Here is a 22,178-nt window from a genome sequence, read left to right on the forward strand (position 1 = left end):
AGATTTAACCACTCAAAAACATTAAACATTTTAGCACTTGATTAGATAAACTTATCACCACAAGTTCTGAAGAGCCGCCCAAATTAGAGAAAAATTATTAATTGCATTATTAATTATTAATCAATAAATAGCTAACTTTTTATAAATTGCCTATGCGACAGTAGGTTACTGGGTTCTTCAGGGTGAACCAGATAAAACAAAGATCTTTTCCGATGGAACAAGTCAAGGAAACTTTCGGAAACCCACCTCTTGGTATGAATAAAGGTTGCTAAAAATGGGAACACAATCAAAGTTCTAAAGGAGCAAGAGCGTTCAATAACTCTTTTAGGATAAATCGCAACAAAGATTGAGTTGCTAATATTAAGCCCAAGCGGGATTGGGCGAGTTTGGGCTGTTCTATTTTAACTTTCCCCCAAATTCGGCACTGGCTGTAAAAAATCTGAAATGCTTCGCTCAAACTATTGGCTAATTTGAAATAATTGATAGGTTTTTTGCGGTTCTTTACATCAAAAGTAGGATATAAATTGTCTAGCACTGTTAACAGTTGCGATATTAAACTGCGTTCTGCTGGATGCACTAACCGCAGTCGATCGCCATCGTCAATCCAAGGGATAGGATTTGGAGCCGCCAGCGACCAAATTTGTGGCGCTGTAGCGACATCCGGCTGCGCGATCGAAATTATCCGATCGCGGTGGGCCATTTGCAGCAGGGAACAGCAGCGCGCGTGGCTGTACTGAATGGGAAACAGTCGATCGGCTGACACAACAGGAGATAATATTCGAGATTCTGGAACTGGGAGGTTCGTTTGAGCTAAACGCTGCAACCAGACGGCTAAACCTGCATCAGTCAACTCCACCTCGATAATTCCCGCCGGCGCGACTTTAACGGCGAAATCTGGGTAGCACAGCGGTTGGAGAGATTCGGCTAACTGTGCCGCGATCGCCTGCGGTGCCTGCTGCCAAGTTTTAGCTAATTTGAGGGCGATCGCAGACACATACAGCACCCGCGCGCTATCTTTACTCCGATTTAACGGAAATATTGCACCATTCTCCATAAGCTTGTTATGGGCGGGCAGGAGGGGCACGCCACAATCACATTCACTTGTTGTGGAACAGGCATCTTGGGCGGGCAGGATGCCCACCCCACAATCAAATTCACTTGTTGTGGAACAGGCATCTTGCCTGTTCTTGAGAATGGTGCCACCTATGAGATTTAACGGAATTTCCTCTAGTTTTCGCTGCTGGGCGATCGCGCTTTGGAACTTGGAAAGCAAGAAACACTTCACTGTAACTTCCGGGCACTGCGAGATATTTGCTGTATCCATATCGGCTGATCCTACGGTAAGAGCAACGATCGACTGTTACCAGTTGCACTGTTCTTGTAAGTTAAACTGCTGATGCCAGAGATGGTCGATCGGCTCCCCCGGGCGGGGCTACATCGAATTAATGTGCTTTATAGCGATTTGTTTGCTAACTATACAATAATTTACGACAAATTTTTTGCAGGACTCTACCATTTCGATGTATTTTTTGCTACATTGAAGCTTTCGGTAAAACACAGAAAAGTCAGCATAGTTAAGAAGCGTGCAAGCTTGATCGGGGGTTGGTTGTCTCACTTTGTATCGCACTGCTGGCAAAAGCTGTTTTTCTCACTATTAAATATATCCCAGAGCCTCACTTATGCAATCAACTTCCACACCTCTAGAGACTATCGATCGACCTTTTATCACTTGGCAGCGAATTATCGACTGGGCCCAGGAACACTACCGTTGCCGGACTTTTAGCAAAGACGAGCGGATTCCCGCAAGACCCGGACTGCTGTATTTAGTCCAGAAAGGTTCTGTGCGGCTCGTAGGCAGCGCTCAAGTTAGCGCTGCCACGGCGAAGTCAAAATCCGCTGACAAAACTACAGAAGAAGCTTTTTTGGGCTTCGTCGGCGCCGGTCAGCCCTTTGAACTGGTTGCTCAGTCTCCGTTTACTCTCCAAGCTTACGCTCATGCCGATCAAACTCACGTAGTGTGGATGTACTGGCACGACTTGGATAATTGGCCTCACTTTCGTAGGGAAATTTTGGATGCGTTTCGCTACCAGCACCAGCGGAAACTTCTCTGGCTGAGCACTTTGGGACAGCGCCGGACGATCGACCGACTGTTGGGATTTCTCACTTTGTTGATCGAGGAGTTCGGCGAACCTTACGTAGGTGACGGCGAACCGGATGTGGTTCGGGGCTACCGGCTGCCTTGGGCTTTGACTCACGCTCAAATTGGCAGCGCGATCGGCTCAACGCGGGTGACGGTGACGCGACTGATGGGTAAGTTGCGATCGAAAGGTTTGATTAATACTGAGGATGATAATTTAATCTGTTTGCCAGCTAAGTCTAACCCCCAAAAGAAAAAAAACCAAAAGCACGATGTAGAAGCATTCCTCGAAGATTCTCTCGACGATTCTCTTGAAGATTCTCTCGACGATTCTCTCGACGATTCCCTCGAAGATTCTCTCGACGATTCCGTCGAATAATCTGTATAAAATCCTGCGGGCAATTGCCAAGAAACAGCGCGTCGCTATTAGTTGTTTGCCGTCGCGCTCGATCGCTCGACAGTGTACGATGAATGGTGTAAACTTTTCCCGTTCTTGAAAGGTGCGACTGACAATGACCGATGACAAGCAAAACTCTTCTATCCCGAACAATCAGCAACGGGTGGTATTCTGCGACTTTGACGGCACTATAACTGTTGAAGAAACTTTTGTGGCAATGCTCAAGCATTTCGCACCGGAACTGTCGTCTCAACTGATGCCTGAAATATATGCTAGAAGGCTGAGTTTGCGATCGGGAGTGCGGCAGTTACTAGAGTCTATTCCCTCGGAATGTTACGGGGAAATTGTGGAATTTTCTAGGGGAAGGCTGATGCGGCCGGGATTGTTGGAATTGCTGGATTTTTTGGACGAGAAAAAGGTAGATTTTGCGATCGTGTCTGGCGGTCTTCGGATTATGGTAGAGACGGTAATGGGCGATTTGGTACACCGGGCGAGCGTTATTTACGCTGTGGATGTGGACGCTAGCGGCCCTCGGTTGCAAGTCAATTCTGAGTTGGAAGGAGATGAGGAATTGGTGTCTAAGGTGCGGGTGATGGGCCAGCACCCGGCCGAGGAACAGGTGGCGATCGGAGATTCGCTGACGGATTTTAATATGGCTTTGCAGGCTTCGTCGGTGTTTGCGCGCGATCGGCTTGCCGAGTATCTAGACGAACAGCAAAAGCCTTATACTAAATGGGATAATTTTTTTGATATCTTGGAAAGTTTGTCCCAGAAATGGAAGTGAAACTATAGCCTTTTTCAACAAAGGCTATATGTGTATTGGTAAATTGGGCAGTACCCAGCCTAGGTTTAGATAAGCCCCCCACTACTATTGTCAAGAAGCCTTTCACGGGCGAAGAAGTGTTCAACCCACAAAAAAATTCCTCTTTCTTTGTGGGACAGGCATCTTGCCTGTTCTTGAAAATAGTAGTACAAAATGTCAGTATTAACCTAAAAAGTAGATAAAAAACTGAGGATTTGTAAAGAATGAGTGGCGATTTGAGATCGGATTTAATTGCAGCAGCCAAACATTTTTACGATCGCGGTTGGATGGTTGGGACTGCTGGCAATCTTTCAGCCCGCTTACCCGATGGCAGTTTTTGGATTACTGCTAGCGGCCGCGCCAAAGGGAAGTTAACTGAAGAAGATTTTATCAGAATGAACTCAGACGGCGCAATTGTCGAGCAACCTGTTCCCGACAGCCGCCCTTCGGCGGAAACCAGCATTCATTTAGCCGTTTACAATTGTTTTCCAAACGCTAAAGCTTGCTATCACGTCCACTCGATAGAGGCAAATTTAGTTTCTCGGCTAACAGCAGGAGATGCAGTGCCTTTACCCGCGATCGAAATGCTGAAAGGTTTGGGGGTATGGGAGGAAAACCCGCAGGTGGCGATACCCCTATTTGCAAATTATTTGGAAGTGCCTAAAATAGCCCAGGAAATTTGCGAATTCTTTGCGGTTTCAGCGCCGTCTGTACCCGCTTTGTTAATTCGCGATCACGGCATCACAGTCTGGGCAGACTCGCCAGCCGTCGCCTACAATTACGTAGAAATTGTAGAATACATTTTTCGCTATACGATCGCAGCTCGCCAATTAAATGTAGATTTGAGATAGGAAAGCTGAGATTAATCGGTGCATGAATTCGGAGGCTTGGGAATTTGAGATTAGGAAACGAGCAAACATCTAGAATAGGCAACAATTATGGCTAAATATACCAGAATTTTATCCATAGATGGAGGAGGAATTAGAGGGATTATTCCGGCGCAAGTAGTAGCTAGCATTGAGTCAAAGCTGCAAGAAAAAAGCGGCAACCCAGAGGCGAGAATAGCTGACTATTTTGATTTAATCGCCGGCACGAGCGCGGGAGGAATTTTAACTTGCATCTATTTGTGTCCTGACGCCGAAAATCCCACCAGACCTCAGTGGTCTGCCGAAGATGCTGTTGATTTTTCGATTAAGAGCGGCCGCGACGTTTTTAAGAGTTCATTATGGCAAAAACTCAGATCTATAGACGGTTGGATAGATGAGAAATATCCCGGCGATCGCTTAGAACAATTCTTTTTGGAAAACTTTGGAGATCGCAGACTCAGCGAACTGCTGAAACCTTGTTTAATTTCCAGTTACGACATCGAAAGGAGAAAAGCTCACTTTTTTGATCAAATAGATGCTAAAGAATATCCAGCCGAAGACTATTTGATTAGAGATATCGCCCGAGCCACATCTGCAGCTCCCACTTTCTTTGAAGCTCCCAAAATTCGCTCTTTGACCAACGAATCCTACGCTTTAATTGACGGGGGAGTTTTCGCAAACAATCCCGCACTTTGTGCCTATGCAGAAGTTAGAAATAAATTCAGAATTCCCGACGATCGCCCTGATAGAGGCCCGACAGCACAAGATATGGTAATTTTATCACTCGGGACGGGACAAGCTCAGAAAGTTTTTCCCTACGAAGAAGCGAAAAATTGGGGTCAAGTTGAGTGGGTTCAGCCTTTGATTAATATCATGATGACGGGAGTTGCTGAAACTGTAAATTATCAAATGATCCAAATTTTTGATGCAATTGAAAGACCCAATCAATATTTGAGAATTAATCCTGATTTGAGCCACGAAAAACCGCTGCCGATTGATGATGCCTCGGAAGAGAAGATATCGGCACTGGTGAGAATTGGGAAGGCTCAAGCCGAAAAGTATAAGGAAGAGTTGGATAAGTTTATCGACTTATTACTTGCCGAGTAGTCATAGGGCTTTAGATTTTAGATTTTAGAATTGAAGAATTGGAAATGACTGATGATTACCACATAATCCATCAGTCCCAATCTAAAATCTAAAATCTAAAATGGTATACCGCACCAACCGCAGGGCCAGCCGACTGAAAATATATGTTGACAAATCGTGCAATAATTGCTGTAGGATTGCCGAAAATATCTATGTGGCAGTGCTTCGCCCTGTTTGCAATAAATCCCGAGTCCTCAGTCATTGGTTAAAAAATACTCAGAAAAGCACGATCGACATTTAGATGAAACCTTCAATAACAGGTGGTTTCAGCGGTTTTTCGTGACGTTGTTCCTAGGCGGTCAAGTGCTGCTACGCATACTCCAAGGCAAAACTGACCACCGCAAAATCATGGAACATTTAGTAACAGTAGGCCTGGATTCTTTCCGATCCGTGCTGCTAATAGCCTTTTTTGGCGGCATGATTTTTACATTTCAATCAGCCAGAGAATTGGTGCGCTTTGGCGCGGTTGAGGCGGTGGGAGGTCCTTTTGCTGTGGCATTTTGTGGCGAATTAGCACCACTTTTAACGGCGGGCGTGGTGGCGGGACAAGTCGGTTCGGCTTTTGCGGCAGAGATAGGAGAAATGCAGGTGACGGAACAAATAGACGCCCTGTATATGTTGAGAACAAATCCGGTTGATTATTTAGTAGTGCCGAGGGTGATAGCTTCCTGCATCATGCTGCCAGTGTTAACAATTTTTGCGGTAGCAGTGGGGATTTTGGGCGGGCTGTTTGTGGCGGTTAATTTTTATGAGTTGGAACCATCGGTATTTTTGGAATCGGTGCGGACTTCTTTGGGACCTTGGGATTTAGTAACTGTGGCGATTAAGAGTTTTATTTTTGGGTTGATAATTGCCCTTGTCGGTTGCGGTTGGGGGTTGACGACGGCGGGCGGAGGGAAAGGAGTAGGTCAAGCTGCAACGGCTGCCGTGGTGACTTCGTGGGTGTTTATTTTTGTGGCGGATTTGTTTTTATCGCTGTTGATGTTTTACGAGTTGGGGATTACGAGAAACGGGGGTTAATCGAGAGTTGTACGGGCGATAAAACAAGAGTTATATCATGCCTTTGTTAATAACTTTGTGATAATACTCGGCGGTTTAAACTGATCCTACACAAACTTCTGCTCCTTTATAAGAAACTAACAAATACAGCAATTACCGCTGTTATGAGGTACAATAGCAGCAATTAGCTTGCCCAATTTATTATTAAATGTTGAGGATTCATGTTGGTTAAGGGCAACGGCAATTATTGTATCAATCAGGAACGTGGTAGTTGGATCAAATCTTCGCCAAAACTATTTATTTGAGTTGTGATAACCCTTGTTCAAGGGGATTCAAATACGCGAGAGTATGGGGATAAACAAATAACGCTCGCACCTAAATATTCAATCATTGGCACAATTGATGCTAGTTTATGGGCTGTAAATTCTCCATCCCTACTACCGCTCCTGTTAATACTTGATTGCATAAATACGACAAATTTCGCTCCATCAAGTGAAATCTTCACTGTCATTAATCCCAGCAATTTATTAATACTAAGTGCGCCAATCGCTGTAAATGAGTACCCTCGATAAAATGGCTTTAGGTCAGATATTCTTGTCCCGGGCTGTGAACGGGCATGAGTTCTGGTAGCACTCACTAGAATCCCGGTTTCCTTGAAAAATACGCTTGTTTTCTGGCTCCATATCTTTGATATTGTCCTAATACTCCACTCTTAATTTTTGAACTCTTTCTGTCGCGGCTTGCCTATTGTACCAGGTTTTTTTTACGATGTAGTCTTAATTTCTGCAGCGCTGCGACACATTGCCGTCCGACTCACGCAATTTCCGACCTTAATAACAAATAATTCAGATAAATCCACCAAGGTTGTATCAAGATGAGCTGTTAGCAGTGCTTTGACGAATGCTTCCGCATTGGTCAGATGACTGAATTGCGATTTTCTTCTCTGTTTCGGCTGTAAATTTCCCTCAGTTTGTTGGTGTTCGTGGCTGTTTTTGGGCGAGACTTTTACACTCCAGAAAATCTGGTGGCTACTTTTATCATTGAGATATTTTCTGCCAAATGTGCTGTGACTATTTTTTCTCGGAGAACCAGGGAATATGCTTTGATGAGATTTGACTACCCAATGATATTTTATTTTTATTTATTTTAGCCCATAACAGCAGTTCCCGCTGTATTAGTTTTTTTTATATTTAGATTTGTTACACTTCAAAAAATATTTAAAAAGCTTAGATTATACTTATTTATAGTGCATTTAAAGATTTTTTAATTTAGTCATAAATATCAGTATACCTACTGAAATACCCTCGGCTCTTCAATTTACAATCAGTGAAATTACACATATGATCTCTAGCTTTTTCGGTTACAACCTAAGCGAAGCTATTTACGAAAGTGTCAATACTATTATTTATCGCGGCACAAAAGATATTGATAGAACCTCAGCAATTATCAAAACCTTCAAAGCTGAGCATCCGACAATCGAAGAAATTTCCCGATTAAAACACGAACATAAAATACTCCGACATTTAGACAGTCAAGGAATAGTCAAACCTATAGCTTTAGAAAACTATCATAACGGCTTAGCGCTGATAGTAGAAAATTTTAGCGGTAAATCCTTGAAAGATTATCTTAACAATCAACCCTTGGCTATAAACGCATTTCTAAAAATCGGGATTCAGTTAGCAAAAACTCTTGGAGAGATCCATCAAAGTAATGTTATCCATAAAGATATTAAGCCCCACAATATCCTAATTGACCCAGAGACAAAAGAAGTAAAAATTATTGATTTTAGCATTGCTTCTCTCTTAGATAGAGAAAATCAAACCGTCACCAATCCCAACTTATTAGAAGGAACTCTCGCTTATATGTCGCCGGAACAAACCGGCAGAATGAACCGCTCAGTGGACTACCGCACCGACTTTTACTCCCTCGGTATTACATTTTATGAAATGCTGACGGGTAAGCTACCTTTTGCCGCAAAAGACCCCATAGAATTCGTTCACTGTCATATAGCTAAAGTAGCAATACCTCCTAAAGAACTGAATGCAGAAATCCCGGATACAGTTTCTGAAATTGTAATGAAATTATTATCTAAAACCGCTGAAGATAGATATCAAAGTGCTTTGGGACTAAAAGTTGACTTAGAAACCTGTCAGGAGATGCTTTCTTCAGGAGAGATTTCTCACTTTATTATCGGTCAACTAGATTCCTACAGCCAATTTCTAATTCCGCAAAAACTCTATGGACGGGAAAGAGAAGTTGCTAGTTTGCTAGAAGCCTTCGCTCGCGTCAGTGGTGGAACAACGGAAATGATGCTAATTTCCGGTTATTCAGGTATCGGCAAATCTTCCTTAGTTAACGAAGTTGATAAACCTATAGTCGGAGCACGAGGGTATTTTATTTCTGGTAAATTTGACCAATTTAAGCGGAATATTCCTTATGCTTCTTTAATTCAAGCATTTCAAGGATTGATGCGGCAACTGCTTACTGAAAATTCGGCTCAAATAGCAATTTGGAAAGCTAAAATTCTCGAAGCACTTGGTGCCAATGGGTCAATTATTATTGAGGTTATTCCCGAAGTAGAAAAGATTATTGATCCGCAGCCTGCGGTTCCGACTTTGGGACCCACTGAATCTCAAAACCGATTTAATCGAGTGTTTCAAAAATTTATACAGGTGTTTAGTAAACCCCAACACCCCCTAGTGATATTTTTGGATGACTTGCAGTGGGCCGATTCAGCTTCGCTTAAGCTTATCCAGCTAATAATGACCGATCCAGATAGTAAATATCTGCTATTAATTGGGGCTTATCGAGATAATGAAGTCAGTGCTACTCATCCCTTAATTTATACCTTAGAGCAAATTCAAAATACCAGGGCAACAGTACATAATATTATACTCCAATCTTTAGATATATCTCATGTTAACCAATTAGTAAGCGAAACTCTTTGCAGTCAAATTTCCCAAGTTTTGCCCCTCGCTGAGTTAGTTTTTCAGAAAACCCAGGGGAATCCCTTCTTCTTAACTCAACTGCTCAAATCTCTTTATCAAGACCAACTTCTCTCCTTTGATTTCAATCGAGTTTGTTGGCAGTGGGATATGCAACTGATTGAAGACATTGATATCAGCGATAATGTCGTCGAATTGATGGTCAGCCAAATTCAAAAGCTATCGTACCCGACGCAGAAGGTCTTAAAATTAGCTGCCTGTATAGGAGATAAATTTAGTTTAGAAGTTTTGGCAATTGCTAATAAAAAATCTCAGTCAGAGACGGCAAGAGATTTATGGGAAGCGCTACAAGCTGGTTTTGTGATTCCGCTAAATAATTCTTACAAAATCCCCCTGCTATTTGACTCGGAAACCTGGACAGAAAATTCAACCGAGCAGTTTGATGTCATTTATAAGTTTTTGCACGATCGAGTGCAGCAGGCATCTTATTCTCTAATTCCCGACGAGCAGAAAAAAGAAACTCACCTAAAAATCGGTCAACTACTGCTGCATTCTACAAAGCCTGAAGAACGAAAAGAAAATATCTTTGCACTGGTTAACCAACTAAATTACGGAACCGATTTAATCACTTTGGAGTTGGAAAGATATGAGTTGGCCGAACTGAATCTGATCGCCGGACAGAAAGCCAAAGGTGCCACAGCTTATGAGTCGGCTGTAAAATATTTGAAGGTGGGTTTAGAACTACTTGGGGAGGATAGCTGGGAGAGTCAGTACGATCTAACGATCGCCCTGCATCTGGAAGCAGCAGAAACTGAATATATAAACACTAACTTTGAACGATCGCAACAGTTGTCTGAGATAATCCTGAAACAAGCAAAAACCATTCTGGAAAAAGCCAAGGTCTACGAGCTGAAAGTTCAATTAGAGATGTCTGAAAATCGGGCACAATCAGCTATAGATAATGGGGTAGAGTTTCTGGAAATGTTGGGAATTAGCCTAGAGCAAGAACCCCCTCAAGAACTAATCTTTGAAGATTTAGCTAACTTGCCGCCCATGACAGCTCCCGATAAACTTGCAGCTATGCGGATATTAAATCTCATGACAACGCCGGCTTTTATTGCAAATCCTGCGATGTTTCCGAAAATTATTTATACAAAAATTATCTTATCTATTAAGTATGGAAATTCCCCTCAAGTCGCTTTTGCTTATGTTTGGTATGGAGCGATCCTCTGTGGAGGATTAGGAGATACAGACTCTGGATATCAATTTGGTAAACTAGCTATTTTATTGCTAGATAAGTTTAATACAATCACAATGAAATCGAAGATAATTTGTATATTTAATTCTGTGATCAGATTTTGGAAAGAGCCGATTAGTAACACCTTAGAGCCTTTGGTTGATGCTATTCAAAGTGGTATGGAAACTGGAGACTTAGAATATGCTGGTCACAGTACAGTCAATTATTGCAATCACTTATTTTTAAGCGGGGGAGAACTACAGAAACTTGAGCATGAGCAGGCAAAATATGTTGCCCTGACAATTAAGCTTAAACAAGAATATGATACTTTATTTGTTAAAGTTTACCAGCAAATAGTTGACAATTTACTCGATAAAAACTCAGATAAATACCATTTATTAGGTGAAAATTTTAATGAAGAAGAACTACTTCCAGGAATGGAATTCTCTAACAATGGGACTTTACTCTATGCTTACTATGTCGGCAAAATGATCCTCTCTTATCTATTTAAAGAGCCAGATCAAACAGTATTGAGTGCCCATTTAGCATTAAAATATGCCGCCACAGGGGCAGGATTAATGCACATGAGTATTTACAACTTCTACCATTCTCTTGCCCTCCTAGCACTCTATCCAAAAGCCTCGCCAAAAGAGCCAGAAAAATATCTAAGTGTAGTAGCCGCTAACCAAGAAAAAATGAAGACTTGGGCGTTTCATGCACCGAGTAACTTCCAGCACAAGTATGACTTAGTAGAAGCAGAAAAAGCCCGGGTTTTGGGACAGCCTTTAGAAGCGAGCGATTATTACGATCGCGCCATAGCAGGAGCCAAAGAACAGGGATATCTCCAAGAAGAAGCCTTAGCTAACGAACTAGCAGCAGAGTTTTATTTTTCCCGCGATAAAGATAAAATTGCTCGGATTTATTTAACGGATGCTTACTACGGATATAGTCGCTGGGGAGCTTTAGCTATAATCAAAGATTTGGAAGCCAGATATCCTCAAATATTTTCCCGGATAGCCAAGCCAGAAACTCAACGTAGCCAGGTCACTATGACCACTACCTCGACAGGGAGTGGAGGATCGCTAGATTTAGCTACTGTGATCAAAGCATCTCAAGCTCTTTCTGGTGAAATTGTACTGAGTAAGCTGTTGGCAAAATTGATGAAAATTGCGATCGAGAATGCGGGTGCTCAAAGTGGCATTTTCATTTTACAAAAATCTGATAATCTACTAATAGAAGCCTATGGAACTGTAGATAGCGATGTAGAAGTGCTGCAAACAATACCAGTGGAAAAGAGTCAGCAACTACCCATATCTTTGATTAACTATGTTGCCCGAACTCATGAAAATGTTGTATTAAACGATGCGAGTTGTGAGGGAACTTTCACAGCAGATAGTTATATTGTCAACCAAAAACCCAAGTCAGTATTATGCACTCCCATCATCCATCAAGGAAAACTTACTGGCATTTTTTACTTAGAAAATAATCTCACAATTGGTGCTTTTACTCCAGATCGTTTAGAAGTTTTACAACTTTTATCTTCTCAAGCAGCTATTTCAATTGAAAATGCCCGTCTTTATAACGATTTGGCAGAAGCCAACGCTACTTTAGAAGCGAAGGTGACAGAAAGAACGCAACAGTTACAAGAAAAAAATATCCATTTACAAAAAGCAGAAGAATTAGCGAAAGCCGCCAACTCTGCCAAAAGTGAGTTTCTTGCTAATATGAGCCACGAACTCCGAACGCCACTTAATGGCATTTTGGGTTACACCCAAATCCTGAAACGACAAAAAAACTTGGCTGACCAGCAAAAAGATGGTCTGAACGTCATTAGTCAGTGCGGCGAACACCTCTTAACCCTGATTAACGATATTTTAGACCTGTCCAAAATCGAAGCCCGAAAAATGGAAATCCACTTGAGTAATTTCCATTTCTCACAATTTTTGGAAGGCATTGCTGAAATTTGCAATATTCGGGCAGAACAAAAAGGAATCTCCCTGATTTACGAGCCCATTACCAAACTACCTATTGCCGTAGAGGGTGATGAAAAACGGTTGCGGCAAGTTTTAATCAACTTACTTGGCAATGCTATTAAGTTTACCCAAAAAGGTGGAGTGGCATTCAAAGTAGGATATCATGAGGAAAAGATCCGGTTTCAAGTGGAAGATACCGGAGTTGGTATGGCACCAGAGCAATTGCAAGACATATTTTTGCCTTTTCACCAAGTAGGAGATGCCAATCGCAAGGTTGAAGGAACTGGATTGGGATTGGCGATTAGCCGCCAATTAGTTCAGATGATGGGCGGTGAAATAAATGTGAAGAGTACATTAGGACAAGGAAGCGTTTTTTTCTTCGATTTAGATTTGCCAGAGGTATCGGAATGGGCGACGAATGCAGCCAAAGCCAATGCCCACACAATCGTTGGTTTCAAAGGCAGAAAGCGAAAAATTCTCATAGCTGACGACAAGTGGCAGAATCGTTCGATCATCGCAGGAATGCTTCAGCCGTTAGGATTTGAAATTCTGGAAGCAACGGAGGGTCAGGACTGTTTAAACAAGGTGGGAGAGTTTAAACCCGACTGTATTTTAATGGACTTGATGATGCCAGTAATGAGCGGCTTAGAAGCGACTCGCCGGATTCGCAAATCACCAGGTCAGACTAATTTAGTGGTGATTGCTACTTCGGCCAGCGTTTTTGATTTCGATAGACAACAAAGTGTGGAGGTAGGTTGTAATGATTTTATTCCCAAACCCATACGAATCGAGGAGCTTTTAGAAAAATTACGTACTCATTTAGGGTTAGAATGGATTTATGAAGAAAACCAGGAAGAGATTAGGAAAGCAGAAGGAGAAAAAAAATCTCTAAGTTCTGAAATTGTAGCTCCCCCCGATGAGGAAATCGCCGTTCTATTCGATCTAGCAATGATGGGCGATCTCCGAGGCATTGCGGAGCGAGCTGCAAAACTCGAACAACTCAATGAGCAATGGGTGCCATTTACTACGCATCTGCGCCAGTTAGCGAAAGGATTTGAAGAACAACAAATCTTGGAGTTTATTAAAAAATATAGGACTGCAAAATAATGAATAACGAACTTCCCGAACAAAGCACTATTTTAATCGTAGATGACACCCCGACTAATTTAGGTGTCCTGTTCGATTTTTTGGCAGATTTTGGCTTCAAAGTATTGGTAGCTAGGGATGGGCAAAGTGCTCTCCAGAAGGTCGAATATGCCGCACCGGATCTGATCCTATTGGATGTGCTGATGCCGGGAATAGATGGGTTTGAAACTTGTCGCCGTTTGAAAGCCAATGATTTAACGAGAGACATACCCGTAATTTTTATGACTGCTCTTGCTGATACGGTGGATAAGGTTAAAGGTTTGAGTCTTGGTGCGGTGGATTATATCACTAAGCCTCTTCAGCATGAAGAGGTTTTAGCTCGCGTTAATGTCCACATGAAGCTCCGCACCCTGTCGAAGAAACTCTTAGAGCAAAATGTGTGCTTGCAAGCAGAAATTGAACAGCGTGTCAAAGCGGAATCTTCGCTCTTGAAGCTGGCATCGGAGTTGGAAAGGCGAGTTGAGGAAAGGACGGCTGAACTTTTTCAATCCAATCAATTGCTTAAACAGGAGATTCAAGAGCGTCTGCAAGCAGAGGCGGGATTGCAACAGTCGGAAGCTCAATTGCGAACCCAAGCTCAATGTTTAGAAAAAGCTTTTCGCGAATTGCAATTGACCCAGACTAAACTTGTGCAGAGCGAAAAAATGTCTTCTTTAGGTCAGCTTGTTGCAGGTGTAGCCCATGAAATCAATAATCCCGTTAATTTTATTTTTGGGAATCTTTCTTATGCCCATGATTATACCCAAAATCTGATTGATCTAGTCAATCTTTATCAGCAGGAAGTCCCCGTTTCGGGAGCAAAAATTAAAAATAAAATAGACGAGATAGAACTAGAGTTTTTGGTTGAAGACTTGCCTAAACTGCTGACTTCAATGAAGGTAGGTGTAGACCGTATTCGCGAAATTATTCAGTCGCTGCGAATCTTCTCGCGATTCGATGAATCTCAGATGAAACCAGTGGATATTCACCAGGGTATTGATAGCACTCTGTTAATTTTGCATAACCGCGTTAAAGGAAGGGGCGATCGACCTCCCATTGAGTTGGTCAAAGAGTTCGGCAATCTGCCTCTGGTAGAGTGTTATGCTGGTCAGCTTAACCAGGTGTTTATGAATCTTCTCGCTAATGCTATTGATGCCCTAGAGGATTACAATTCGACGCGCTCGTTAAGTGAAATGAAAGCCAATCCCTCTAAAATTTTCATTCGCACTGAAGTCACGGACAGCAATCGGGTAGTAATCCAGATTAAGGATAACGGGTCGGGGATGACAGAAGATATCAGTAGACACCTATTTGAGCCATTTTTTACTACTAAACCTCTCGGGAAGGGCATTGGTATTGGGTTGTCAATTTCCCATCAGATTGTAGTGGAGAAACACGGTGGTCAGCTCAATTGTATTTCATCTCCTAATCAGGGGGCAAAGTTTATTATTGATATTCCAATTAACCAGCGATTATTTGCTAACAATTTGATTCCGATGTCTGAAACAGCTTTGGGGATTTCTTAGGTGATTTTAACTTAACAGGACTTAAACAAATTTTAAGCCCCAATAAATCCCAAACTGGCTTTATATGCGGTAAATATTTCCATATTTTCTGGCAGCCAGTGCACAAATATATAAAATATAGCTATTCTCAAAGCTGACGAAGCAGAGCGTAAATGGGCATAATGTAGGAGCCCGCAATCAGAATCACTCAAGACCGCAATCAGGATTTTTTTGAGCCAACATTAAATGCAACTGAAACCCAACTTCAAACCACATTAATGAATCTGAGACAAAATTAAATGCAACCATACCGCTGCCCTTAACAAACATGAATTCTCAACCTTTAAGAAATTGGGAAAGCTAGTTGCTGGTACTGTACCTCATAACAGCGGTTCCCACTGTTATGAGATCAGGTGCGGTGTGCATGAAACCCTACATAAATTAAGTTCGTAGTAAAGAATGCAAGTCCTAAGGAATGAAAACTTAATAACTTAAACACCTCCTATAATCCTTTTTGTTATAAGCTGCGAGGTAAAATGAGGCAGAGCCTCAAGATATGTGTTACCAGGCAGAGCCTGGTAACAAGGAAATCGCTTAAGTTATTTAATTTTCATTCCTAATTCATGGTTTAGGAATATAAGGAGGGCGATACACTCGAATTGCCTGAATTGGAACTTTCCCATCTGTTTCGGCGACGATTTCGAGGGTGTGTTTGGAGTTGCTTAAATTCTGAGCCAATGTTGTAGGGTATTCGCGACTTGAATCTGCAATCTTGGGCGGAACGTATGAATCAACAAACATTGGTCGCACCTGCCAGGAAATCTCAAAGCCTTTAGGCGTAGGTTTTTTAGAGTATTCATAGGCATTTTGTAGCCACCAGTTTCTCGGTTCAATGGCGACACGGCCCGAGTTTGAGACAAACAATTTGTCGTTTGTACCGCTGCCGTCGTAGCCTGTTTTAGAACCTACAACGTCAAATTTAAACTTGCTGGCGTCGCTGTTAATCTCAGTAATCACGGCTTTCCAATCTTCGACGATTAGCGGTTTTTGACTGGATATTTGGATGATGGCGGGCCAACCGACGCCAAGAGTAACGCTAGGTCTGGTGATGCTGTAAAGTTCAGGAAATTCTGAGGGTTTTTTGCCGTCGATCGCAATTCTAGCAGAAATTGCCTTGCCGTTGAAGGTTTTATCCGCGATCGCATCTATTCTATTTCCTTCAAATTCTAAAACCAACTTGCCATCTTTCCACTTAACATCGTTGCCAACTATATAAGTTTTCACTAAATCCTGGGCCGGTTGAGGAGAATTTGGCTTGTATCGTAGGTGCGGTTTTATGAGAGCAGCTAAGAGAAAATTTCCCCAATCATTGAGGTGAATTTCATCCCTCAATAGCTGTTTGGGCTGCAAGCGATTCTCTTTCAAATACCGCATCCAAGGTTCACGAATTTCGGCGATTTCGCAGCCGTATTTATCTGCCAACTCAGGCAGCCATTTAGTAGAATGAGTGTTGTGCCATTCGTATCTGCTGACTGAATTTGGATCGTCGCTGTTGCCTTTCGGCATCCAGTCGATGTGGTCTGAATGCAAGAGTATTTCGCTAGCAGTGCGGCTGCGGACATTGGCAATTATGGCTTCGTAATCTTCATCGCCTCCGTAGACGTGAAAAATTAGCAAGTCTGGATAAAAAGGATACAAATCGTGTTCGCTGGGACGGATTAAAATTGGGGCGGCAAATCCTCCGATTGCCCGATTTTCCACCATCAAATCTGCATAGGGAAATCGCTGTCTCAAATCCTTCACTACATCTTTCCACCAATCTTGTTCTGTGATAGATTGACCGTAGAATAGGATACGCACTGGGCGGCGGTCTGTTGGAGTGCTAGCTGCAAGTAGCCCCATCGTCCTTTGAATCCTTGCTCCAAAAGTAGCATTATTTTCAATAGGAGCGGGTGGGGGGAATGGCGTATCCGCCGCTATTTTTTGGATGAGCGGAACTAACAGAAAGCTCAGACACAAAAAAAGCAGCCACAAGTAGCTATAAATCTTGGATTTTCTGCTATTTCCTTGGTGTTTTGCCATTGTTTTATTTTTCCCTGTCCGTTTCACTTCGCTCAAGGCGACTGTGGGATGAATGCTACGCCTCTAATCAATAGCTGTAGCGTGCTTATGGGGGCACCTCACGAGTAGCTGTAGTGTAGGCTGTATGGAAATATATTACCAAATTGAGCGCGACAAAAAGTGATATAATGCCAGCTAATTAATTGCAGGAGATCGATCGCACATCTAATGGATTACAAAACAGCCCGCAGTTTTCTGATTGACCAAGGAACCGCCCTGGAAACCAAGAAAAATCCCGACGCCTTCCTGATGCGTCTCAAACAAGGTCAGCCTCCCGTACCCGGACAGGTGACATCGATTTTATTAGCTTTAAAAATATTGTTTGAGGGCCTGCAAGAATCTCCAATGCTCGATCGACAATTAATCTCGGCACTGCATTTACTCTCAGTAGAAGGTTTGCAGCAATTTGAAGCTGGACTCCGCAGAGGAGTTTCTTGGCCACCGCTGCTGAAGGAAGACTTAAATCGAATTGCGATCGCAGTCAAGAATATCTTTTCCGGCGTTTGGCAATAATTTAATTCAGTTAACTCCGATGTTTAAAAAGAGAAAGTGTCAAACTCTACCGCTCCCGAAAGCTTTCGAGGGATGCCAAAAGAGCTGGCAGTCCCGCTAGCGCGGCCGACACCAAAGCCTCATCTTTGTAAACTCGCGATCGGACAATGCAGATACTTTTGGACGCAGAGGTGATAGAGCCTCGCCGTTCCGAATTTCCGGTTTCAACCCGCCCTAAATTTTTTGTTTCTCGCGTCAGCCCAAACATAGCAGTATCCTCAGTTAATCTCTAGATATGCGCCCGTAAAATTTCTCCGGGCTTGCTTAATATTTCTATTGTTCCTCAGATCGGTATCAGAGATGAAACCATGCAATAATTATTCACGATAGGCAGGGATCAACTTAAACTGTATAACAATTTTTATTAATTTGTTAGAAGGCGCGTTTGTTTAAGCCGATCGCCCACAGCGACTCAGCCACCAGGCACCAAAATCACCGATTTCACAAGAGGAACGCGGCTCAATGATGCTAACTCTTAGTCCAGCAACAGTTATAAGTCAAATCAGGCCGACTGTCGAAAGCTTGCGCGACGGCGACTACCGCTACCGAGACTCCTTTGTGATCGATCGACCTTTCAGAGAAATTCAATTTCGCAAACAAGACAGATACATCACCGGCAGCGATTCAGACAAACGCACTGGCAAAAGTTACTGCTTCCGGGGCATCCCCCAGCAAAACAACATTATTAACATCACGGTAGGGATCGAAATTTCTCCAAAAACAGCACAGAAAACAGAGTGGAAATTAGCACCGGGAAACCCCATTAATTTCGACAGGCTTTATCCCCTGCAAGCAGAACCGGGATTAGAATTGTACAAATGTTTGACAGCATTTTTACCCAAATTGAAGGATTAGTTACAGATTACTTGTTAGTGGTTATTTCTTAATCGCTTTAATTTGTTAATAACTAATAACATTCGTTAACAGTTAACCATCAACCCTCAACCGCCAACCTTTAACTCCCTAAGAACCAGAATTTTCCAATTCTTCCCGCAGCATTTCCCGGTAAACTTTCGGCAAACGAGAACTCATAGAATTGTTCTCTATTCCATATCCCAAACTCGTCCAAGTTCCCGAAAGCATCCGCAATACCTCAGTTAATCTTTCCTGCCGCAACATCTCAGGAATATCAGCTTTCCAAAACTTGCGATCGCTCAACCAAGCATAAACCACAGCATCCTGATCTTCTGGTTCAAAACTGTAATCTTCCCAGAATAAGAAATTAGCACGACGGGCCTGATAGCGCTTAGCCTTCTCCTTCCAAGTCGTAGTCAGAAATTGATACCTGCCCGCTGCCGTAGTACACTGGCCGCGATTCGGGCCATTAACAATCTTCACGCACCAGTCAGGATGGCGGCTCAAATCTAATATGTATTTGCCACCGTAAACAACGTGATAAGGTCGAGCAACATTCGACTCGCTAGCAGAAATAGTTCGCATCAGAGCTCGAATGTAAGGATCGCCGGTTTTCATAGCCAGCGGCGGCGATTTTCTCCCCTCACTCGCCGAGGGTGACAACTGCGGATTTCCCCGCAAATTAGCAACCACAAAAACACCGCCGCTAATCACAGCGCCGATTAAAAGTAGAAATCCGAAGATTTGAATTTCCGATCGCCTCAGCAAACCCCTTTTTCGACGGCCCAATTTCTCAGCTTCAAAGACAGTCATTTCCATTTCCGCAATTTCGGCTAATTTTCGAGCCACCCGCATCCGGCGCACCCTAAAATCGTATTGATATAGCGGCGCCGCTAACAGCGTTAAACTCGATAAAACCCCTGCCAATTTGATGAGCCAGAAATCGAATTCACCGGCGAGCGCAATATTTGTTAGAGTAGATATTCCTGTTAGCAACTGAGCCGGATCGATCGATAGCGCTGGCCAATAAAAAATCGCAAGTTGTACCAAAAGGGACAGATTAAATGCAAAAAAAATCACTACAACAGCATTCAAGCCTTCTCGCAAGTGCGATCGAATACCAGTGTGTCGGCGCTTGAACTTGCGCGCAACGCGAAAGCTGCCCGGCAGCCTAATTAGTAACGGATTTAAGATTTTGACGGCGAACAAGTGACAAATAAAAAACAAAGGCAACTGAATCAGCCAAGCCCCCAGCAGTAGAGTCAGAAAGCCGATATTGTCGCTGACAAAAGGAATGCCCCTGCGAAGGAAAAAACTAAAACTCTGAGCGAGAGCAAATGCCCTTAACCACGAAATCGGATAGGGGAACCAAGCTGGCCACTTGAGAGTTTTCATGCTGAGAGAGGGAAATTTTAACGGCGAATAGTAAAACTATTAAGATTTTGCCAGATTTGGTGATCGGAAATTTTGCAAGTGCGATCGAGCTTACATCAGACACCAATGTCAGTAACAGGCAAGATGCCTGTTCCACAAGACTTACAGGCAAGATGCCTGTTCCACAAGACTTACAGGCAAGATGCCCACCTCACAAGAAATCAAAGTTCTTGTGAGGTGAGCATCTTGCCCGCCCCAAAGATACCAGTTAAATGCACAAAAGCTGATGAGCTCTAATCAAACCACGCCCGCAAACAACTCCTCAAAACTCTTTTGCGGAGCCTCCGACTTCGCCACAATTTCCACAACCTTGTTGCGAGAATTCGGCTGAAACAGCGCCTCCACGCACACTTGGGCTACCTTGGTGCGGGGAATGCTGCTCTCAAACATTTTGTCTGCACCAGTCATGACGATCGCATCTGAATTATCCTCATTTTTGAGACCGCCCGGGCGGACAATGGTATAAATCAAGCCGCTTTTTTCCAAATACTCCTCGGCTTGCTTTTTCCAAACCAGAATCAGCCAGAACAAATTCAGCGGGTGAAAAAAGTTAGAGACGCATAGAGAAGTCACGAGCACAAAATGCTCAATTCCTTTAGCCTTAGCTGCATCCACCAAATTTTTAGTACCTTCAAAATCCACCTTGTAAGGCGCTGTCGGGTCAAAACCCGGGGCGGCCCCTGTCGCGCATAGCAACACCGTACTGTCGCCGATCGCATCGCCCAGAGAAGTCGCATTTAATACATCCCCAGTCACTAACTCTACCTCCGGCGGTAAAATTTGCCTAGCCGTGTCTAGATTCCGCACTAAAGCCCGCACGGGAATGCCCCGCTTGACCAATTCTGCGACGATGCGGCGGCCCGTCTGGCCTGTGGCTCCTGCTACAAATGCTTTCATAAGTCGAGTTATGCTGAACTAGGGTAAGTTTTGTTGGTATCAATTTCTCAATTGTAGAGAGGAAACTCCCTTAACACATCCCCAACCCGATCGATTGGCGTGTATACCAGGAGAGCATACGATGAAGCACGATTCCGCTGAATATCAAACTGTTGAAGCTTCAGACGAAAATTACTACCCAGATGCGAGTTTCGGAAAGCCCGAAAGTGGAAGCGCGGATGCAGGAGAGGAAGTTGAGCCGATTTGGTTTCACACGCATTTTGAAGACAGCATGGAGATGTACGCCGATGCGGAGACGGTGGCAAACCATTTGAACAACCACAAGACTTGGTTTTGCCAGTGCGCTTCGCCCATGAAGGCCCAGCCGCTCGGAGAAAACGGCTATGATTTATTAATCGGGCGTTTTGGGGCTTTCGGCTACCGTGTTGAAGCGAGAATTGGTTTAGAGTTGCTGCCGCCTGACGCTGAAGGCTGCTATTTGATTAAGACTATTCCGGTTCCGGATTATACCTCGCCTGGGTATGAAGTGGATTTTCGATCGGCAATGAAGCTAGTGGAGATACCCTCCCAGGAGTTTGCCGCTGATTGGCCTGCGTCGGAACGTGCGAAGCTGCCTCCTGCGATTACCAGCGCTACGTGGAAGCTGGATTTGGCTGTGGGGGTTTGTTTTCCTAAGTTTATTCGATCGATGTCTCAACCTTTAATTGAAAAAACCGGCGATGCGCTTTTGGAAAAAATCATCAAACAAGTTAACCGCCGCTTGACTTATAAAACTCAGGTTGTTTTTCACGAAAGTTTGGGCATTCCTTTTCCGAAAAATCCTAAGAAACACTAACAAGACTTGCGCCCTAACTCACATTTGTAGGCTGCTTATGGGCGCACCTTACCCATTTTATACCAATTATCCAAACAATTTCTACATAAAAATTAGAGGAAATTGTATGTAGGGAAACGGCATTGCCGTGTCCGGCGGGGGGTGATGTAAATCAAAGATAATTTGTCTAACATTAACAATCGTAGCAAGACTTTTTCAAATTGGTATGAAGTACAAAGAAACCGATTTGGGGTAGGCGGTGGATGGTGCGTTCCCGCCCTCGATCAACCTGCCATATGCCATTGGTGACAAGTTAAGAAGAGCGATAGAAAGTCAAGAGGGACTTTCTTAACAAGCTCAAACGTGTGAAACT

Annotated in this window: 15 protein-coding genes; 10 read left to right on the forward strand and 5 right to left on the reverse strand. The window is 43.3% G+C overall.

Features of this window, described 5'->3' with window-relative positions; translation table 11 throughout:
* Positions 1–286 precede the first annotated feature (286 nt).
* Complete coding sequence (locus QUA40_RS21020) at positions 287–1,324, reverse strand: DALR anticodon-binding domain-containing protein (protein WP_333129386.1); 1,038 nt, start codon at positions 1,322–1,324, stop codon at positions 287–289.
* Between the two features lie 355 nt (positions 1,325–1,679).
* Between QUA40_RS21020 and QUA40_RS21025 the strand changes: the two genes are divergently transcribed.
* The 7 genes from QUA40_RS21025 (at position 1,680) to QUA40_RS21055 (ending at position 15,153) form a co-directional block, all read left to right on the forward strand.
* Positions 1,680–2,516 (forward strand): Crp/Fnr family transcriptional regulator, encoded by an 837-nt coding sequence (locus QUA40_RS21025; protein ID WP_445301175.1) that lies wholly within the window; start codon positions 1,680–1,682, stop codon positions 2,514–2,516.
* Positions 2,517–2,649: 133 nt separating this feature from the next.
* On the forward strand, positions 2,650–3,318 hold the full coding sequence (locus tag QUA40_RS21030) for an HAD-IB family phosphatase (protein WP_333129388.1): 669 nt from the start codon (positions 2,650–2,652) through the stop codon (positions 3,316–3,318).
* Between the two features lie 242 nt (positions 3,319–3,560).
* Entirely contained in the window at positions 3,561–4,187 is a 627-nt protein-coding gene (gene mtnB / locus QUA40_RS21035) for a methylthioribulose 1-phosphate dehydratase (protein ID WP_333129389.1), read from the forward strand.
* Between the two features lie 87 nt (positions 4,188–4,274).
* Positions 4,275–5,309 (forward strand): patatin-like phospholipase family protein, encoded by a 1,035-nt coding sequence (locus tag QUA40_RS21040; protein ID WP_333129391.1) that lies wholly within the window; start codon positions 4,275–4,277, stop codon positions 5,307–5,309.
* A gap of 240 nt (positions 5,310–5,549) precedes the next feature.
* Positions 5,550–6,368, forward strand: coding sequence for an MlaE family lipid ABC transporter permease subunit (locus tag QUA40_RS21045; protein WP_333129393.1), 819 nt, complete (start codon positions 5,550–5,552; stop codon positions 6,366–6,368).
* Between the two features lie 1,319 nt (positions 6,369–7,687).
* On the forward strand, positions 7,688–13,609 hold the full coding sequence (locus QUA40_RS21050) for an AAA family ATPase (RefSeq protein ID WP_333129395.1): 5,922 nt from the start codon (positions 7,688–7,690) through the stop codon (positions 13,607–13,609).
* Positions 13,609–15,153 carry a response regulator gene (locus tag QUA40_RS21055; RefSeq protein ID WP_333129397.1) on the forward strand — a complete coding sequence of 515 codons (1,545 nt, stop codon included), beginning with the start codon at positions 13,609–13,611 and terminating at the stop codon, positions 15,151–15,153. The genes QUA40_RS21050 and QUA40_RS21055 overlap by 1 nt, the downstream gene beginning before the upstream one ends.
* 600 nt (positions 15,154–15,753) lie before the next feature.
* On the opposite strand, the gene QUA40_RS21060 is transcribed toward QUA40_RS21055, so the two are convergent.
* Positions 15,754–17,214, reverse strand: coding sequence for an SGNH/GDSL hydrolase family protein (locus tag QUA40_RS21060; protein ID WP_333129399.1), 1,461 nt, complete (start codon positions 17,212–17,214; stop codon positions 15,754–15,756).
* Between the two features lie 207 nt (positions 17,215–17,421).
* On the opposite strand from QUA40_RS21060, the gene QUA40_RS21065 reads away from it, so the two are divergent.
* On the forward strand, positions 17,422–17,766 hold the full coding sequence (locus QUA40_RS21065) for a hypothetical protein (protein ID WP_015174589.1): 345 nt from the start codon (positions 17,422–17,424) through the stop codon (positions 17,764–17,766).
* A gap of 46 nt (positions 17,767–17,812) precedes the next feature.
* On the opposite strand, the gene QUA40_RS21070 is transcribed toward QUA40_RS21065, so the two are convergent.
* Entirely contained in the window at positions 17,813–18,013 is a 201-nt protein-coding gene (locus QUA40_RS21070; RefSeq protein WP_333129402.1) for a hypothetical protein, read from the reverse strand.
* A 254-nt stretch (positions 18,014–18,267) separates the two neighbouring features.
* On the opposite strand from QUA40_RS21070, the gene QUA40_RS21075 reads away from it, so the two are divergent.
* The gene (locus QUA40_RS21075; protein WP_333129404.1) at positions 18,268–18,660 is read left to right on the forward strand and encodes a hypothetical protein; all 393 of its coding nucleotides are present in this window, start codon (positions 18,268–18,270) and stop codon (positions 18,658–18,660) included.
* 108 nt (positions 18,661–18,768) lie between these two features.
* Here QUA40_RS21075 and QUA40_RS29090 read toward each other — a convergent pair whose 3' ends face one another.
* Positions 18,769–20,055 (reverse strand): glycoside hydrolase family 24 protein, encoded by a 1,287-nt coding sequence (locus tag QUA40_RS29090; protein WP_445301176.1) that lies wholly within the window; start codon positions 20,053–20,055, stop codon positions 18,769–18,771.
* A 276-nt stretch (positions 20,056–20,331) separates the two neighbouring features.
* Positions 20,332–20,991 carry an NAD(P)H-binding protein gene (locus QUA40_RS21085; protein ID WP_333129406.1) on the reverse strand — a complete coding sequence of 220 codons (660 nt, stop codon included), beginning with the start codon at positions 20,989–20,991 and terminating at the stop codon, positions 20,332–20,334.
* Between the two features lie 121 nt (positions 20,992–21,112).
* On the opposite strand from QUA40_RS21085, the gene QUA40_RS21090 reads away from it, so the two are divergent.
* Positions 21,113–21,826, forward strand: a complete 714-nt coding sequence (locus tag QUA40_RS21090; protein ID WP_333129408.1) for a DUF1997 domain-containing protein — start codon at positions 21,113–21,115, stop codon at positions 21,824–21,826.
* Positions 21,827–22,178 lie beyond the last annotated feature (352 nt).

It is taken from the genome of Microcoleus sp. Pol11C3 (assembly GCF_036701485.1).
Taxonomy (GTDB): domain Bacteria; phylum Cyanobacteriota; class Cyanobacteriia; order Cyanobacteriales; family Microcoleaceae; genus Microcoleus.

Excerpts from the sequence above, each read along its gene's own strand:
- QUA40_RS21020 (WP_333129386.1), bottom strand. The coding sequence starts at position 1,324 with ATGGATACAGCAAATATCTCGCAGTGCCCGGAAGTTACAGTGAAGTGT.
- QUA40_RS21025 (WP_445301175.1), top strand. The coding sequence starts at position 1,680 with ATGCAATCAACTTCCACACCTCTAGAGACTATCGATCGACCTTTTATC.
- QUA40_RS21030 (WP_333129388.1), top strand. The coding sequence starts at position 2,650 with ATGACCGATGACAAGCAAAACTCTTCTATCCCGAACAATCAGCAACGG.
- mtnB (WP_333129389.1), top strand. The coding sequence starts at position 3,561 with ATGAGTGGCGATTTGAGATCGGATTTAATTGCAGCAGCCAAACATTTT.
- QUA40_RS21040 (WP_333129391.1), top strand. The coding sequence starts at position 4,275 with ATGGCTAAATATACCAGAATTTTATCCATAGATGGAGGAGGAATTAGA.
- QUA40_RS21050 (WP_333129395.1), top strand. The coding sequence starts at position 7,688 with ATGATCTCTAGCTTTTTCGGTTACAACCTAAGCGAAGCTATTTACGAA.
- QUA40_RS21055 (WP_333129397.1), top strand. The coding sequence starts at position 13,609 with ATGAATAACGAACTTCCCGAACAAAGCACTATTTTAATCGTAGATGAC.
- QUA40_RS21060 (WP_333129399.1), bottom strand. The coding sequence starts at position 17,214 with ATGGCAAAACACCAAGGAAATAGCAGAAAATCCAAGATTTATAGCTAC.
- QUA40_RS21065 (WP_015174589.1), top strand. The coding sequence starts at position 17,422 with ATGGATTACAAAACAGCCCGCAGTTTTCTGATTGACCAAGGAACCGCC.
- QUA40_RS21070 (WP_333129402.1), bottom strand. The coding sequence starts at position 18,013 with ATGTTTGGGCTGACGCGAGAAACAAAAAATTTAGGGCGGGTTGAAACC.
- QUA40_RS21075 (WP_333129404.1), top strand. The coding sequence starts at position 18,268 with ATGATGCTAACTCTTAGTCCAGCAACAGTTATAAGTCAAATCAGGCCG.
- QUA40_RS29090 (WP_445301176.1), bottom strand. The coding sequence starts at position 20,055 with ATGAAAACTCTCAAGTGGCCAGCTTGGTTCCCCTATCCGATTTCGTGG.
- QUA40_RS21085 (WP_333129406.1), bottom strand. The coding sequence starts at position 20,991 with ATGAAAGCATTTGTAGCAGGAGCCACAGGCCAGACGGGCCGCCGCATC.
- QUA40_RS21090 (WP_333129408.1), top strand. The coding sequence starts at position 21,113 with ATGAAGCACGATTCCGCTGAATATCAAACTGTTGAAGCTTCAGACGAA.